The following is a 13,839-nucleotide window of genomic DNA, read 5'->3' on the forward strand; positions in this document are numbered from 1 at the left end:
GGGGGGGTGGGGGGCGGGGGGGGCCGGGGGGGGGGCGCCCCCCCCCCCCCCCGGAACGGTCCCCGTCCCCCCCACCCCCCACCGGTCCCGCACGACCGCGCACCACCTCCCTGAACCCGCGTCAGAGCCGACGCGTTCAACCGACCGGAGGAGAGCCGCAGTGTCAGCCCACCCCGTAGACGAGAAACTCCCCGCCCTGAAAATGGCGACCACCGGCCTGCAGCACGTGGCCGCCATGTACGCGGGAGTCGTCGCCCCACCCCTGATAGTCGGGGCGGCCATCGGCCTCTCCGCCACCGACCTGACCTTCCTCACCGGCGCCTGCCTCTTCACCGCGGGCCTGGCCACCTTCCTCCAAACCCTCGGCATCTGGAAGATCGGCGCCCGCCTGCCGTTCGTCAACGGCGTCACCTTCGCCGGTGTCGCCCCCATGACCGCGGTCGTCGCGTCCACCGAGGACAAGTCCGACGCCCTGCCGATCATCTTCGGCGCGGTCATCGTCGCCGGCCTCCTGGGCTTTCTGGCCGCCCCGTTCTTCAGCAAGGCGGTCCGCTTCTTTCCACCGGTCGTGACCGGCACGGTCATCACCCTGATCGGCATCTCCCTGCTCCCCGTGGCCTTCGGCTGGGCCCAGGGCCCCAACCCCGCGGCGCACGACTACGGCTCGGCGACGAACCTGGGGCTGGCCGCCGGGACCCTGCTGATCGTGCTGCTCCTGCGCCGCTTCACCCGAGGCTTCGTGAAACAGATCGCGGTGCTGCTGGGCCTGGTGATCGGCACGCTCATCGCGATCCCGTTCGGCGTCACGGACTTCGGGCCGGTGGCGGACGCGGACGTCATCGGCTTCCCGACCCCGTTCCACTTCGGCGCCCCGCAGTTCCAGCTCGCCGCGATCGTCTCGCTGTGCGTGGTGATGGTGGTGTCGATGACCGAATCGACCGCCGACATGCTGGCGCTGGGTGAGATCGTCGAGCGCCCGGCCGACGAGAAGACCATCGCGGCGGGCCTGCGCGCCGACACCCTCGGCTCCGCGATCAGCCCCTTCTTCAACGGCTTCATGTGCAGCGCCTTCGCCCAGAACATCGGCCTCGTGGCAATGACGAAGATCCGCAGCCGGTACGTCGTCGCCGTGGGCGGTGGCTTCCTGGTGCTGATGGGCCTGTGCCCGATGGCGGCGTCGCTCATCGCGGTCGTACCCCGCCCGGTCCTGGGCGGCGCGGGCGTGGTCCTCTTCGGGTCGGTGGCCGCCAGCGGCATCCAGACCCTGGTCCGGGCCGGCCTGGACAAGGACAACAACGTCCTGATCGTCGCCGTCTCACTGGCCGTCGGCATCGTCCCCATCACGGCGCCGGAGTTCTACCACGCCTTCCCGGAGACGGTGCGGATCGTGCTCGACTCGGGCATCTCGACGGGGTGCGTGGCGGCGGTGGCGCTCAACCTGGTCTTCAACCACCTCGGCAAGGGAGGGGACGCGCACGACGTGACCCACCCCATGGAGGCGGGGGAGGAGATCACCGGGGCGACCCGGGCCCCGGCCACGCCATGAGGTTGGCGAACAGCTCGGCCTGCTCGACGGCGTCGTCCAGCGCATGGTGCGTGTGACGGCGCCTCGACAGCAGCTCGCGCGGCATCGTGCCCTTGGCCACCGCACGCAGGGGCAGGCCCGCCTTCGTGGCGTACAGGGTCTTCATGTCGAGGCAGCCCGAGTGGCCGAAGGGGCTCGCTCCGGTGAACCGGAGCAGGTACCAGTACAGGAACGTCCAGTCGTACGACGCGGGATAGCCGCACATCACCGGCTGGGAGCCCGCGCTCACCGCACGGACCCAGCCGGTGAACTCGGCGAGTGCGACGGCGGGTTCACGCCCCTCCCTCGCGAGGCGCTCCCGGTCCAGGCCGCTCACGGCCAGCGCCTCCGGCACGAACTCCTCGCTGATCGGGCGCAGTTCGCGATAGAAGGTGTGCTCCTCGGGGTCGACCGCCCTGAAACCGTCCCCGTCCTGCACTCCGGCGACCGCCGCGCCCAGGCTCAGCATGGAGTACGGGCCCGGGATCGGGCCGTCGGCCTCGATGTCGACGGAGATGTAGAGACTCGGTTTGATGCGTCGTGCGGCCATGAAGTCGGAGCTTCCCAGGTGACCGGGGCTTCCCGCATCCGAATTCCGCTTAGGCTTCTGCCTCGGTCAACTCAAGGTTGACCGGAGTTCCAGGGGACTCAGGGGACTGAGGGGATACAGGGGATGAGCGGGGGAAGCGGGCCGATGAGCAGCGCTACCGAGGTGTTCCAGCCACTCCAGGCGGACGATCCGCCCATGGTGGCCGGCTATCGCCTCGCCGCCCGGCTGGGCGCGGGTGGCATGGGCCGGGTCTATCTGTCGCACACGCAGGGCGGCCGACCGGTGGCGATCAAGGTCGTGCGGCCGGAGCTGGCCGACGACCCGGACTTCAGGCGGAGGTTCCGCCGGGAGGTGGAGGCGGCCCGGCGGGTCCGGGGCGCGTACACCGCGGAGCTGATCGACGCCGACGCGGACGGCGTACCGCCGTGGCTGGCCACGCTGTACGTGCCCGGGCCCTCCCTCGCGGACGCCGTGGGGAGGCGCGGACCGCTGCCCGTGCCCGCGGTGCTGTGGCTGATGGCCGGGGTGGCGGAGGCGCTGCAGGCCATCCACGGTGCGGGCATCGTGCACCGGGACCTGAAGCCGTCGAACGTGCTGCTGGCCGCCGACGGGCCGCGGGTGATCGACTTCGGGATCTCGCTGGCCGCGGACGCCACGTCGCACACGGCCACGGGCTTCGCCGTCGGCACGCCGCAGTTCATGGCCCCCGAGCAGGCGACCGCGGACGAGGTCACGCAGGCGACCGACGTGTTCGCGCTCGGCCAGACGGCGGCGTTCGCGGCACTGGGCCGACCGCTGTACGGGGACGGCCCCGCGGCCACCGTGCTCTACCGGATCGTGCACCAGCAACCCGATCTGTCCCCGCTGCCCGAGCGGCTCCGTCCGCTGATCGCCCGGTGCCTGGCCGCCGATCCGGGGGAGCGGGCCACCTTGGCGGAAGTCGTCGAGTGGTGCCGGGAGCAGCTGGGCGCGGACGCCGACGAGGGCGCGGGACCGACCGTGTGGCAGGAGGTCACGGGGCCGGAGGTGACGGTTCCGTCCCCCGTTCCGGCGCCGGTTCCCGACCCCACCCGGATGCTGCACCCGGGGCCGCTGGTCGTCACGGGACCGCAGCCGCAGTCGACGGTGCCGGACGCGCGCCGGACCCGAAGACGGCGTACCGCACTGATCACGGCCGCGGCCGTGACGGCGGGGGCGTTGGTGCTGACGGGCTTCGCATGGATGGTCGCGGACGCGGGGGAGAGGTTCCGCGACTGGGCCGCGGGCGCACCGTCGACGCCCGGTCCGCAGGAGTCCGAAGGGCCGTCGACGCCCGGGTCGTCAACGGCGTCGCCGTCGGCGTCCGGGCACGGATCGGAGGCGGGCGACGGCGCGCCGGATGCGGCACAGCCCTCCCCGACCGCGCCCCAGACGCCGACGGCCGTCCCCTACCCCCTCCAGCGGCTGGACGCGAAGAGCTCGCTGAGCTTCAAGGAGCCGGTCCAGCGCGAGGACCGCAAGGGGGACATCCGCTTCGACTGCAAGGACGCCGGCTGCGCGCTGGAGAGCGACACCAGCGTGTTCGTCCAGCTGTTCGGCGCGTCGGGGGCCTCCCTGGACGAGTGCCGTCTCCTGCTCGCCGGCGCCAAGAGCCGCCGCTGGCCCCTGGCCGCGGCGGCGAACGGCAGCCAGATCTGCGTCAGGCACTCCTCCGGCGACATCGGGCTGCTCGTGCTCCAGACGAAGTCCACCGCACTGCCGGAACTCGCCTTCCTGCAACTGGACATGACGATCTGGCGGAAGGCGGCCTAGACCCTGCCGCCCTACGTCAACGGCGGGCGGCGAGCCGGCACGGCTGGGCTTCGGGAAGGCGGCCGCTGAAGTACGAGCGGGGCGGCACGCCCATCAGGGTGCGGAAGTCGGACGTCATGTGCGCCTGGTCGTAGTAGCCGGAGGCGACGGCGAGCTGTGCCCAGGGCACGTCGTCGGCCCGGTCCAGCACCGAGTGCACCCGGTCGATACGGGCGTAGTGCTTGGGGGAGAGGCCGACCCCCTCGGCGAACAGATTGCGCAACTGCCGCTCGCTGACGGCGAGTTCGCGTGCCACGTCCCGCACCTGCCCGGGGGCGTGGCCGGTCCGCGGGGACAGCGCGTCGGCGCCGGCGCGCAGCAGGGCGGTGCGGGAACGGTCGGCGACGGCGGACAGCCGGTCCGGGAGCGTTTCCGTGAGATGCGGCACCACCTGCTCCGGCGCGATGTGCCGCAGTTCGCGGGCCAGTTGGCGTGCGACGGCGCCGGGCAGTTCGTCCAGGGGTACCGCGTGGCCCACGAGATCGACCGCCGGGACACCGAGCAGGGGGCGGGCGGTACCCGGTGCCAGCCGCATCTCAAGACAGGACGAGAACCGTTTGCCCCGGTGGTACGAGGCGCGGGTGCGCGGGCCGAGGACCAGAGTGCTGCCGCGGCCGTCCTCGTCGACCCGGAAGACCACCTTCGTGGCGGTGTCCGGGAGCTGGACGTACGGTTTCGCCGGGTCGCCGCCCGCCGACACGGACCCGATGCCCGCGACCCAGGGGCGCAGCGCCTCGGGCGTGGGCAGGACCTGCCGGGACATGGTGTTCGTCACCCCTCCACCGTATGCGCGGAACACGGCCGTCCGGGCCCGTGAACCGTGCCGGAATTTCCAAGAGTCCGGGGCCGCACGTCACCCACCGTGGTGGACATGATCCTCGTGACGGGTGCCACCGGCACCATCGGCAGTGAAGTGGTACGACAGCTCGCGGCGCGCGGCGAGAAGGTGCGGGCCCTGACCCGGGACCCGGCGGCGGCCCGGGTGCCTTCCGGTGTCGAGACCGCACCCGGGCATCACCGCGACCGCGCCTCGGTCGAGGCGGCGATGGCGGGCGCCGAAGCCGCCTTCCTGGTCGGCGTGTTCGGCCCGGACGACGCCGAGCACGACCGAGGTCTGGTCGAGGCGGCGCGGTCGGCGGGGGTACGGCGGATCGTGAAGCTCTCCTCGATCGGCACCGGTGACGCCCGGCTGCCCGGGTTCGGCACCTGGCACCTGCCCGGTGAGGAGGCGGCCAGGGCGAGCGGCCTGGAGTGGACCGTGCTGCGCCCCTCCTCCTTCGCCTCCAACACCCTCGCCTGGGCCGAGGCCGTCCGCGAGGGCACTCCGGCCGCCAATCCGATGAGCGACGGCAGGCAGGGCGTGGTCGACCCGCGGGACGTGTCCGAGGTCGCCGTGAACGCGCTGCTCGACCCACGCCACGCGGGGCACACCTACACCCTGACCGGCCCCGAGGCGATCAGCGCCGGCGACCAGGCCGTGGTCCTCGGTGAGATCCTCGGCCGCCCGGTGGAGCTCCTCCGACTGACCCCGGAGCAGCGCCGCGAACAACTCCTCGGCGCGGGCCTCGGCGCCGCCTACGCGGACAGCCTCATGGCGAGCGCCCGCTTCATCGAGGAGGGCGGCAACGCCGTGGTCACCGAGGACGTGCCCCAGGTACTGGGGCGCCCGGCGCGCAGCTACCGGCAGTGGGCGCTGGACCACGAGGCGGCGTTCACCGGGGAGTGACCGGTCCGGCGAGGCGACGGGCACGGGCACGTCAGCGGGCCGCGGCCCACCGCCCACCACCCGCCGCCTCGGCCGGAGCAGGTGTGGCTCAGAACCCGAACAGGCTCGGATCCGTGGCCAGTTCCTTGAAGTACTGGTCCGGATTGGCCACCATCCGGCGCTCCTTGAGGTCCAACAGGCCACCGACGGCGGTGAGCTCGGCCGCCACCGTGCCGTCCGCCTTGCGGATGAGCTGCTGGATACGGAAGGTCTTGCCGCCCGACCACTCGAAGGCGCACGTCACATCGATCTCGTCACCGGCGAGAAGCTCCCGCTTGTAGCGGACGGTCGTCTCCAGGGCGACCGGACCCACCCCCTTGCCCATGAGGCCGGCCTGCGTGATGCCCGCGGCCCGGAGCAGCGACCAGCGAGCGTGCTCCGCATAGTTGATGTACACGCTCTGATTGACGTGCCCCTGCACATCCGTCTCGTAGCCGCGGACGGTGACCCGGACGGAAAACGGCTCGCTCACTGCTTCCCCTTCTCACATTCGATGCCCAGCGCACCGATCTTGGCACGCTCATCATGCCCGTCACGCCCGGCGCGGGGATGCCAGCAGATAGCGCGCTCTCGTACGAGGCTCGGTGTGTTCGCCGACCTGCCAGCCCGCCTCCTCCAGTGTGGCCGCGCAGGCCCGCAGCCGCGCGCCGTCGGGATCGCGCACCGCGACCGCCTCCGGCTGTGCGGTCGCCCGCACCCGGTACCCCTCGCCGGAGTCCCGCTCGGCCGGCGGGTGCCCGGCGGCCTCCAGCGCGAGGGCGGCGGCCTGCACCAGATGCGTACGTTCCCATCCGCACGGCCGGTCCATCGCCCCGTCCGGATTAGTCATCCGGCGCAGCTCCAGCAGCCCCTGCCAGGCGCCGCGCACCTCGCGCAGCCGGGCCGGGCCCGTGCCCGGGGCGTCCTCCTCACCGCCGATCCGCGCGGCGAACACACCGCCGGCCGCGGGTGCCGGGGCTTCCGCAGGCGCGGTCGGCTCCGACTCCCGTATGCGATGACCGGCCGGCGTCAGAAAGTGATCATGCGGCGGTCGCGGGTGCCGGAAGGCCAGCCCTCGCTTCACCAGCGCCGCCAGCTGCGCCTCCGTACCCCTGAGCCGCCCGGTGACGGGATCGGCGGCGTCGATGACACGCCGCTGGGCCGCGGTCGGTGCTCTGGTCACGGCATGCTCCTCCCCGGGCTCGGGCACTGGCGCGCTCCCCGGCGCCCCCGCAAGCACCGGCCCCATCTCCTGGGAAGGCTACGACCCGGGTCTGACATTCCACCCGGCGATCACGGGCCGCCCATGCTCCGTGCCCAGTCGGCACACCGTCCCCGTCGCCAGCTGGAACAACGCCCCCTGCGAGGCCGGCAGTCCGAGCCGCCGGGCCGTGAGCACCCGCAGGAAGTGCCCGTGCGCCACTAGCACCACGGACTCCTCGCGGTCGGCGACCGCCGCGTCCACCTTGGCCAGCATCCGGTCGGCGCGCTCACCGACCTGCTCCGGAGTCTCCCCGGGATGGTCGGGCGGCCCTGGCGCGACCCCGTCGGTGAACAGGAACCACCCCGGCCGCCCGCGCTGGATGTCGACGGTCGTGATCCCCTCGTACCCGCCGTAGTCCCACTCCCGCAGATCCGCGTCGACCCGCGCGTCGTGCAGCCCGATCAGCTCGGCGGTCTCCCGAGCGCGCTGCGACGGGCTGACGAAGGCGGCTCCGATCCGTTGCGCGCGGATCAGCGGCAGCAGCCGCCGCGCCTCCGCCCGCCCGTGGTCGGTCAGCGGAACGTCCGTCCACCCGGTGTGCCGCCCGGACCGTGACCACTCGGTCTCACCGTGCCGGACGAGATAGAGATCAGCCATGTCTCATACGTTATGGGCCCAGCGCTCCAGCTCCGCGAAGTCACGCTCCCGCAGCCCCTTGCGCGCGTCGACCGGCAGCAGCAGCGCGGCCCCGTCGTGATGGGCCGTGACATGCCGTGCGTCGAGGTCGGTGATCATGTCGTCGACCCAGACGAACGGCCGCCCAGCCGCCCACGCCACCACATGCCGGGTCTTCCAGTACAGCCCCTCGGGATCCCGCCCGAACAGCTCGGGCCACTCGATGACCGGCAGATCACCCGGCAGCCCGATCACCGGCGCGATCATCTCGTTGGCCTGGTGCTGCCAGGTGGTGGCCCACGCCAGCTCGTACGGCAGGGACAGGAGCCTTTCCCCGTGCCCCGGATGCAGGCGCACCCGCAGTCCACGCCGCAGGCGGCGGGACCCCGGCGTCTGCCGCGCCGACCAGTTCGCCGGGTGCAGCCGGCGCGTGACATAGCCGCGGTGGCGGAGGAACGGGGCGCGGAAGGGGTTGAGGGGGCCGTCGACGTCGAGGAGGAGCAGAGGGCGAGTACTCATGGACGGGTCCTACCCGCTCCCGGGTACCCGCCCCCCGGTACCCGCTCCCGGGTCGTCAGCTCTGCCGATATCCGCTCAGGAACCGCCCGATCCGCCCGATGGCCGCCTCCAGGTCCTCCGCGTACGGCAGGGTCAGGATGCGGAAGTGATCGGTGGTCGGCCAGTTGAAGCCGGTGCCCTGGACCACCTGGATCTTCTCGCGCAGCAGCAGGTCCAGGACGAACTTCTCGTCGTCGTGGATCTTGTGCACCTTGGGGTCGAGGCGCGGGAAGGCGTACAGCGCGCCCTTCGGCTTCACGCACGAGACGCCGGGGATCTCGTTGAGCTTCTCCCAGGCCACGTCGCGCTGCTCCCGCAGCCTGCCGCCCGGGGTGGTCAGCTCGCGGATCGACTGGCGGCCGCCGAGCGCGGCCTGGATGGCGTACTGGGCGGGCGCGTTGGCGCACAGCCGCATGGAGGCCAGCATGGTCAGGCCCTCCAGGTAGTTCTTCGCGTGCTGCTTCGGGCCGGTGACCACCAGCCAGCCGGAGCGGAAGCCCGCCACCCGGTACGTCTTCGACAGGCCGCAGAAGGTGAGGATCACCAGATCGGGGGCGAGGGTGGCGACCGAGTGGTGCACGGCGTCGTCGTACAGGATCTGGTCGTAGATCTCGTCGGCGAAGACCATCAGGCCGTGCCGGCGGGCGAGGTCGAGGATGCCCTCAAGGATCTCCTTGGGGTAGACCGCGCCGGTGGGGTTGTTCGGGTTGATGATGACCACGGCCTTGGTGCGGTCCGTGATCTTCGACGCCATGTCGTCCAGGTCGGGGTACCAGTCGGACTGCTCGTCGCACAGGTAGTGGACCGCCTTGCCGCCGGCGAGGGTCGTCACGGCCGTCCACAGCGGGAAGTCCGGGGCGGGGATGAGGATCTCGTCGCCGTCCTCGACCAGGGCCTGTACGGCCATGGAGACCAGCTCGGACACGCCGTTGCCGAGGAAGACGTCGTCGACGCCGACCTCCAGGCCGAGCGTCTGGTAGCGCTGGGCCACGGCCCGGCGGGCGGAGAGGATGCCGCGCGAGTCGGTGTAGCCGTGCGCCTGGGGCAGCATCCGGATCATGTCCTGGAGGATCTCCTCCGGCGCCTCGAAGCCGAAGACCGCGGGGTTGCCGGTGTTCAGGCGCAGCACGCTGTGGCCCGCCTTCTCCAGTGCGTCGGCGTGCTCGATCACCGGGCCGCGGATCTCGTAGCAGACCTCGCTCAGCTTGTTCGACTGCCGGAATTCCATGCGCGCTCGCCCCTCCGGTTTCGTGTGTCACTTGGTTTTACCAAGTTCGAGCTTGGAAAGTCCAACAACGTGTCTAGACTGCGTCGCATGTCACCTCGCCGAAGCTACGACCAGTACTGTTCCGCCGCCCGGGCGCTCGACCTCGTCGGCGACCGCTGGACCCTGCTGATCGTCCGGGAGCTGCTCGCCGGTCCGCGGCGCTACACCGACCTGCACGCCGACCTGCCCGGCGTCAGCACGGACGTACTCGCGTCCCGGCTCAAGGACATGGAGCGGGACGGCATCGGCACACGCCGCAGGCTGCCGCCGCCCGGTGCGGCGTACGTCTACGAACTCACCTCGCGCGGACGGGAGTTGCTGCCCGTACTCCAGGCGCTGGGGAAGTGGGGGCAGGCCGAGCTCGGCGAGCGGCGGCCCACCGACGCGGTGCGCGCGCACTGGTTCGCGCTGCCGCTGCTGCGGGCGCTGGAGGGGCAGGGGCTGGTCGAAGTCCGGCTGGAGGAAGGGGACTTCCATCTGTACGTCGGCGCCGAGGACGGGCCGGTCTACGGCGACGGGCCCGCTCCCGGGGAGCCCGACGCGCGGCTGGTCCTGGACTCGGAGACGTGCGAGGCGGTCGCACGGGGGGAGTCGAGCGTGACCGACGCCGTACGGGACGGCCGTATCGAGGTCAGCGGGGACGGGGCCCTGGCCAAGGCTCTGCTCGACGTCTGAGGCTGCGCGAGGCCCGCCGTACGTCCTTGTACGGCGGGCCCCGGCTGCCTGCTCGACGAGTCGTCAGGCGCCCGGCGGCACCCGGGTCGGCCTACCCGCCCCGCGGGTCAGTGCGTAACCGCCGATGCCCGCGAGCGCGGCCAGCACGCCGCCGATCGCCGTCCACACCCAGCGGTCGGACCACCAGCCGGAGGCCCAGCCGTCGTCCGGCTCGATGCTGGACAGCACCGCCGACTCCGACGAACTCTCCTCGTCCTCCTGCGACTTCACGGCCACGCCGGGCACCAGGGGCTGCGCCAGTGAACCGTCCACCGCAGCCGAACCGCCGATGTCCTTCGAGTCGACCTGGACGGAGGTGCCCACCGGCAGACCGAGGTCGGTGGTGGGTACGTCCACGGCCGTCAGCCGGATGTAGTACGTGCCCGGCAGCGGGTCGTTCGCCCACTGCTCCGACCAGGCCCGGACGGTGCGCAGGACGCAGGTCAGCTCCGCGGTCGCGGCGCCCGCAGCCGCGGTGCGCGTCTGGGCGCCGGACTGGCAGGCCTGGCGGCGCCGCAGGCCGTCGTACACGTCGATCTGCCAGGTCTCGGCGGCATGCGTGTCGGGCAGCTTCACCGTCGCCTTCACGGTGGGGCGCTGTCCGGCGTCCGCCGGGAACGACCAGTACAGGTAGTCCCCCGTGGAGGCGCTCGCGGTGGCCGTCTGCCCCTGCTCGATCTCGGTCGCCGTACGGAAGGAGGTGCCCGCCCGGGTCGGCGCGCCTCCGTCCTCGGACGCGCTCGGGGACGGCGACGAGTCGGCCGCCGCGGGACCCGCGGCCAGCCCCAGCGCCAGCAGGGCGACGCTCAACACACTTGTGATCCGCATCAGTTGGTCCTCCAGACCGCGACCCGCCAGCGCGACAGCCAGCCCCAGACGACACCGGCGAGGAAGCCGACGAGGATCAGCGCGCCGAGCAGCCACCAGCCGCGCCCGAGCCCGAAGGAGGCCACGTCGCTCGACTGCGACGGCCCGTCCACGACGTCGACCGTCAGCTCCAGCGGCAGCCCGGGTGTGGTCTGCACACCGGAGCCCGCGGAGAAGGAGTGGGTGACCTGCAGGCACACGGTCTCGGCTGCCGAGGTGGTCGCGCTGTCGTCGTCCTCGTCGTCGAGCTCCGCCTTCGGATAGCGCAACCCGGTCGACATGACGTCCGTACGGCCGTTGCCCGCCGCCTCGCCGCGCACGATCTCCCGGCCGTGGACCGTCTCGGCCCGCAGCAGCACGCCGTACGACGGGTTCACCGCCCGGTCGGCCGCCACGCTGACCGACGCGCGCAGCTCCTGGCCGGGCTCGACGGCCACGCGGTACCAGCGCTGCTGACCGAACTCCGCGCGGTCGGTGTACAGGCCGGACTTCAGCGTCGGCGCCTTCGCGCACTGGTCCGCGCCCGTCGTCGCGACCGGCGTGACCACCGGATCGGCCGCCCGGTCCACCAACTGGTTGACCTTGTCGGCGAGTTCGTCGGTGTGCTCGACCGAGGTGAACGTGCCGCCGGTCGCCTCGGCGATACAGCTGAGCTGCTGGCGCAGCTTGGTGTTCGGGACCAGGCCGAGCGTGTCGATGGTCAGTCCGATGCCCTTGGCGGCGATCTCGCGGGCCACCTCGCACGGGTCGAGCGGTGCGCAGGTGTCCTCGCCGTCGCTGATCAGCACGATGCGCTTGGAGCCCTCGCCGCCGTCCAGGTCGTCGGCCGCCTTGAGCAGCGCGGGACCGATCGGCGTCCAGCCGGTGGGCGCCAGAGTCGCCACCGCCGCCTTCGCGTCGGTGCGGTCCAGCGGACCGACCGGGTAGAGCTGCGCGGTGTCCTTGCAGCCGGTCTTGCGGTCGTCACCCGGGTAGTTGGCGCCCAGCGTTCGGATGCCCAGCTGCACTTCCTCGGGCGTGGCGTCCAGCACCTCGTTGAACGCCTGCTTCGCCGCGGCCATCCGCGACTGGCCGTCGATGTCGCGGGCCCGCATCGAGCCGCTCACATCGAGGACGAGATCGACCTTCGGCGCGGTCGCACTGGTCTCGTCGGCAACCGCCCCGGCCGGGAACGCCATCCCGGCCGCGAGCGCGGCGAGCAGGGCACAGGCCCCGGTCGCCAGCCGTGTTCTTGTGATCATCGGCGGATCTTATTGATCCGAGGTGTCCCGCTCCAAAACGGGCTCAGAACACCTCGGTGACCAGCGGATTGGGCAGCTCGGCCCACTGGTCCCCGGGCGTCCCCGGCGACAGCCGCATCAGCGACAGCGCCTTCGTGGGCAGCGGCTCCCGGCACAGCGCGGCCGGATCCCCGGCCCCCGGCAGCTCCCGCACGGCCGCCTCCAGCGCCCCGCGCAACGCGGCACCCGAGCCCGCCGTACCCGCCAGCGCGCCGGCCACCAGCGAGCCGAACAGCTTGCGGCGCAGCGTCGGTACGTCGTCGGTGACGATCCGGCCGGTCAGCTCCGGCACCGGGATGCCGTGCCGGGTCAGCCGGGCCGGACTGACGCGGATGTCGGCGAGGTCGCGGTAGACCAGCCGTACCGGGGAGCCGTCGGCCGACAGCACCACGAGCAGGTTCTGCCCGTGCGCCTCCAGCGCGACCCCCAGCTCCAGCAGCCGGAGCCCCACGGTGAGGGCGAGACGCGTGAACTCGGCCAGCCACTCGGGGGATCGGGGCAGTTCGGTGGTGGCGAGCGCGGCCACCGGTACGACCCGCTCGCCGGGCCCCGCGTACTCCTGCGGCGACTCCCGCACCACCGCCGCCAGGTCCGGCGAGTCGGCGGTGGCGGCCCCCAGGGTGCGGGTCATGTGCAGCAGTCCGTCCGTCCGTGCCGCCAGTGTCTCCGCGAAGTCGGACAGGGTCGCCGACAGACCGATCGAGTACACCGAGATGTCCCGCACCGAGGACGTCAGCCGGGCGCTCAGCGCGGTCTTGACGTGCGGTCCTGCGGGGAGGGCGAGCGTGCGCAGCGACATCAGCGGATGCGCGGCCAGTCCTTCGCCGTGGGGGTCGTAGGGGCGCTTGAGCACATGCTCGGCCTGCCACGGGTGCACCGGGAGCAGCAGCCGCTCCCCGTCCCGCATGCTTTCCGGCCATTCACCCGTCACCAGGCACTCGTCCGCCCGCGTCGGCACCAGCCCCAGCGTCACCACCGGCCGGTGCTCGGGCCCGTACGCCAGCTGCTCGGCGACCGAGAAGCCGGGCCGGGAACGGCAGTTGGGATGGTACGGATGCCCGTCGACCACCCGCTGCTCCCACTCCCAGTCGTGCCCCGGCCACTCCTCGGAGCGCCCCTCCTGTCCGGCCCGGGACAGCGCCAACGACGCGACACTGTGGCCGAGTTCGACGGCGAAGGACGTGCCGTGCGGCACGGCGAGGCCGGTCAGCAGCCGGGCCGGGTCGTCGTACGACGTCCGGTCGAGGCGCACGGCGGTGACGTAGGCGGCGGTGGCGTACGGGTCGGCGTGCGGGCCGTGCAGCCGGCGCCCGTCGGCAAGGCGCAGGGTGAGGCCCTCCCGTCCCCGCTCACGCCCCTCGACCCAGGGCAGCGGCTCGTACGCGAGGGCCCGCCAGAGCCGGGTCAGCACGGCCGCCCGGGCCCCCGGGAGCTCGGCCCGGTACCGCGAGGCGAGTCCGGGGCGAACATCGGCCAGTTCGGCGGCGACCTCGGCCGCTGCGCTGGGGAGACGGTGCACGGGCGGGCTCCTCGGGTACGAGTAGGGCGTCGGGACAGGCGCCGACTACAGACCTGGCGACAGACAT

At 72.5% G+C, this 13,839-nt stretch carries 14 protein-coding genes; 4 read left to right on the plus strand and 10 right to left on the minus strand.

Annotated features, from left to right (window positions below; translation table 11 throughout):
* The first annotated feature begins 160 nt into the window (after positions 1-160).
* Positions 161-1,546: a nucleobase:cation symporter-2 family protein gene (locus POF73_RS04890; RefSeq protein ID WP_272113202.1), complete on the plus strand. Its 1,386-nt coding sequence runs from the start codon at positions 161-163 to the stop codon at positions 1,544-1,546.
* Here POF73_RS04890 and POF73_RS04895 read toward each other — a convergent pair.
* Positions 1,512-2,114, minus strand: coding sequence for a 3'-5' exonuclease (locus POF73_RS04895; RefSeq protein ID WP_272113203.1), 603 nt, complete (start codon positions 2,112-2,114; stop codon positions 1,512-1,514). The two genes, POF73_RS04890 and POF73_RS04895, sit on opposite strands and share 35 nt — an antisense overlap.
* Before the next feature lie 144 nt (positions 2,115-2,258).
* Here POF73_RS04895 and POF73_RS04900 point away from each other — a divergent pair, with 144 nt between their 5' ends.
* Complete coding sequence (locus POF73_RS04900; RefSeq protein WP_272113204.1) at positions 2,259-3,905, plus strand: serine/threonine-protein kinase; 1,647 nt, start codon at positions 2,259-2,261, stop codon at positions 3,903-3,905.
* Between the two features lie 16 nt (positions 3,906-3,921).
* Here POF73_RS04900 and POF73_RS04905 read toward each other — a convergent pair whose 3' ends face one another.
* The gene (locus POF73_RS04905) at positions 3,922-4,719 is read right to left on the minus strand and encodes an AraC family transcriptional regulator (protein WP_272113205.1); all 798 of its coding nucleotides are present in this window, start codon (positions 4,717-4,719) and stop codon (positions 3,922-3,924) included.
* 96 nt (positions 4,720-4,815) lie between these two features.
* Between POF73_RS04905 and POF73_RS04910 the strand changes: the two genes are divergently transcribed.
* Complete coding sequence (locus POF73_RS04910) at positions 4,816-5,670, plus strand: NAD(P)H-binding protein (RefSeq protein WP_272113206.1); 855 nt, start codon at positions 4,816-4,818, stop codon at positions 5,668-5,670.
* 88 nt (positions 5,671-5,758) lie between these two features.
* Here POF73_RS04910 and POF73_RS04915 read toward each other — a convergent pair whose 3' ends face one another.
* The 5 genes from POF73_RS04915 to POF73_RS04935 form a co-directional block, all read right to left on the minus strand.
* Positions 5,759-6,181 (minus strand): acyl-CoA thioesterase, encoded by a 423-nt coding sequence (locus POF73_RS04915; RefSeq protein ID WP_272113207.1) that lies wholly within the window; start codon positions 6,179-6,181, stop codon positions 5,759-5,761.
* Positions 6,182-6,241: 60 nt separating this feature from the next.
* Positions 6,242-6,871 (minus strand): hypothetical protein, encoded by a 630-nt coding sequence (locus POF73_RS04920; protein WP_272113208.1) that lies wholly within the window; start codon positions 6,869-6,871, stop codon positions 6,242-6,244.
* Positions 6,872-6,949: 78 nt separating this feature from the next.
* Positions 6,950-7,549: a histidine phosphatase family protein gene (locus tag POF73_RS04925; RefSeq protein WP_272113209.1), complete on the minus strand. Its 600-nt coding sequence runs from the start codon at positions 7,547-7,549 to the stop codon at positions 6,950-6,952.
* Between the two features lie 3 nt (positions 7,550-7,552).
* Complete coding sequence (locus POF73_RS04930; RefSeq protein WP_272113210.1) at positions 7,553-8,086, minus strand: HAD domain-containing protein; 534 nt, start codon at positions 8,084-8,086, stop codon at positions 7,553-7,555.
* A gap of 55 nt (positions 8,087-8,141) precedes the next feature.
* Positions 8,142-9,353, minus strand: a complete 1,212-nt coding sequence (locus POF73_RS04935) for a pyridoxal phosphate-dependent aminotransferase (RefSeq protein WP_272113211.1) — start codon at positions 9,351-9,353, stop codon at positions 8,142-8,144.
* A gap of 87 nt (positions 9,354-9,440) precedes the next feature.
* Here POF73_RS04935 and POF73_RS04940 point away from each other — a divergent pair, with 87 nt between their 5' ends.
* On the plus strand, positions 9,441-10,067 hold the full coding sequence (locus POF73_RS04940) for a winged helix-turn-helix transcriptional regulator (protein ID WP_272113212.1): 627 nt from the start codon (positions 9,441-9,443) through the stop codon (positions 10,065-10,067).
* Positions 10,068-10,130: 63 nt separating this feature from the next.
* Here POF73_RS04940 and POF73_RS04945 read toward each other — a convergent pair whose 3' ends face one another.
* Genes POF73_RS04945 through POF73_RS04955 form a run of 3 tightly spaced genes read right to left on the minus strand, consistent with a single transcriptional unit; the run spans position 10,131 to position 13,772 of the window.
* Complete coding sequence (locus POF73_RS04945; RefSeq protein ID WP_272113213.1) at positions 10,131-10,934, minus strand: hypothetical protein; 804 nt, start codon at positions 10,932-10,934, stop codon at positions 10,131-10,133.
* Positions 10,934-12,214, minus strand: a complete 1,281-nt coding sequence (locus POF73_RS04950) for a VWA domain-containing protein (protein WP_272113214.1) — start codon at positions 12,212-12,214, stop codon at positions 10,934-10,936. The genes POF73_RS04945 and POF73_RS04950 overlap by 1 nt, the downstream gene beginning before the upstream one ends.
* 43 nt (positions 12,215-12,257) lie before the next feature.
* Positions 12,258-13,772: an IucA/IucC family protein gene (locus POF73_RS04955; RefSeq protein ID WP_272113215.1), complete on the minus strand. Its 1,515-nt coding sequence runs from the start codon at positions 13,770-13,772 to the stop codon at positions 12,258-12,260.
* Between the last annotated feature and the right edge of the window lie 67 nt (positions 13,773-13,839).

The organism is Streptomyces sp. HD, assembly GCF_028369295.1.
Taxonomy (GTDB): domain Bacteria; phylum Actinomycetota; class Actinomycetes; order Streptomycetales; family Streptomycetaceae; genus Streptomyces.

Bases quoted from the DNA above. Each gene is read 5' to 3' on its own strand.
- POF73_RS04925 (WP_272113209.1), bottom strand. From the start codon at position 7,549: ATGGCTGATCTCTATCTCGTCCGGCACGGTGAGACCGAGTGGTCACGG.
- POF73_RS04895 (WP_272113203.1), bottom strand. From the start codon at position 2,114: ATGGCCGCACGACGCATCAAACCGAGTCTCTACATCTCCGTCGACATC.
- POF73_RS04935 (WP_272113211.1), bottom strand. From the start codon at position 9,353: ATGGAATTCCGGCAGTCGAACAAGCTGAGCGAGGTCTGCTACGAGATC.
- POF73_RS04950 (WP_272113214.1), bottom strand. From the start codon at position 12,214: ATGATCACAAGAACACGGCTGGCGACCGGGGCCTGTGCCCTGCTCGCC.
- POF73_RS04940 (WP_272113212.1), top strand. From the start codon at position 9,441: ATGTCACCTCGCCGAAGCTACGACCAGTACTGTTCCGCCGCCCGGGCG.
- POF73_RS04945 (WP_272113213.1), bottom strand. From the start codon at position 10,934: ATGCGGATCACAAGTGTGTTGAGCGTCGCCCTGCTGGCGCTGGGGCTG.
- POF73_RS04910 (WP_272113206.1), top strand. From the start codon at position 4,816: ATGATCCTCGTGACGGGTGCCACCGGCACCATCGGCAGTGAAGTGGTA.
- POF73_RS04900 (WP_272113204.1), top strand. From the start codon at position 2,259: ATGAGCAGCGCTACCGAGGTGTTCCAGCCACTCCAGGCGGACGATCCG.
- POF73_RS04930 (WP_272113210.1), bottom strand. From the start codon at position 8,086: ATGAGTACTCGCCCTCTGCTCCTCCTCGACGTCGACGGCCCCCTCAAC.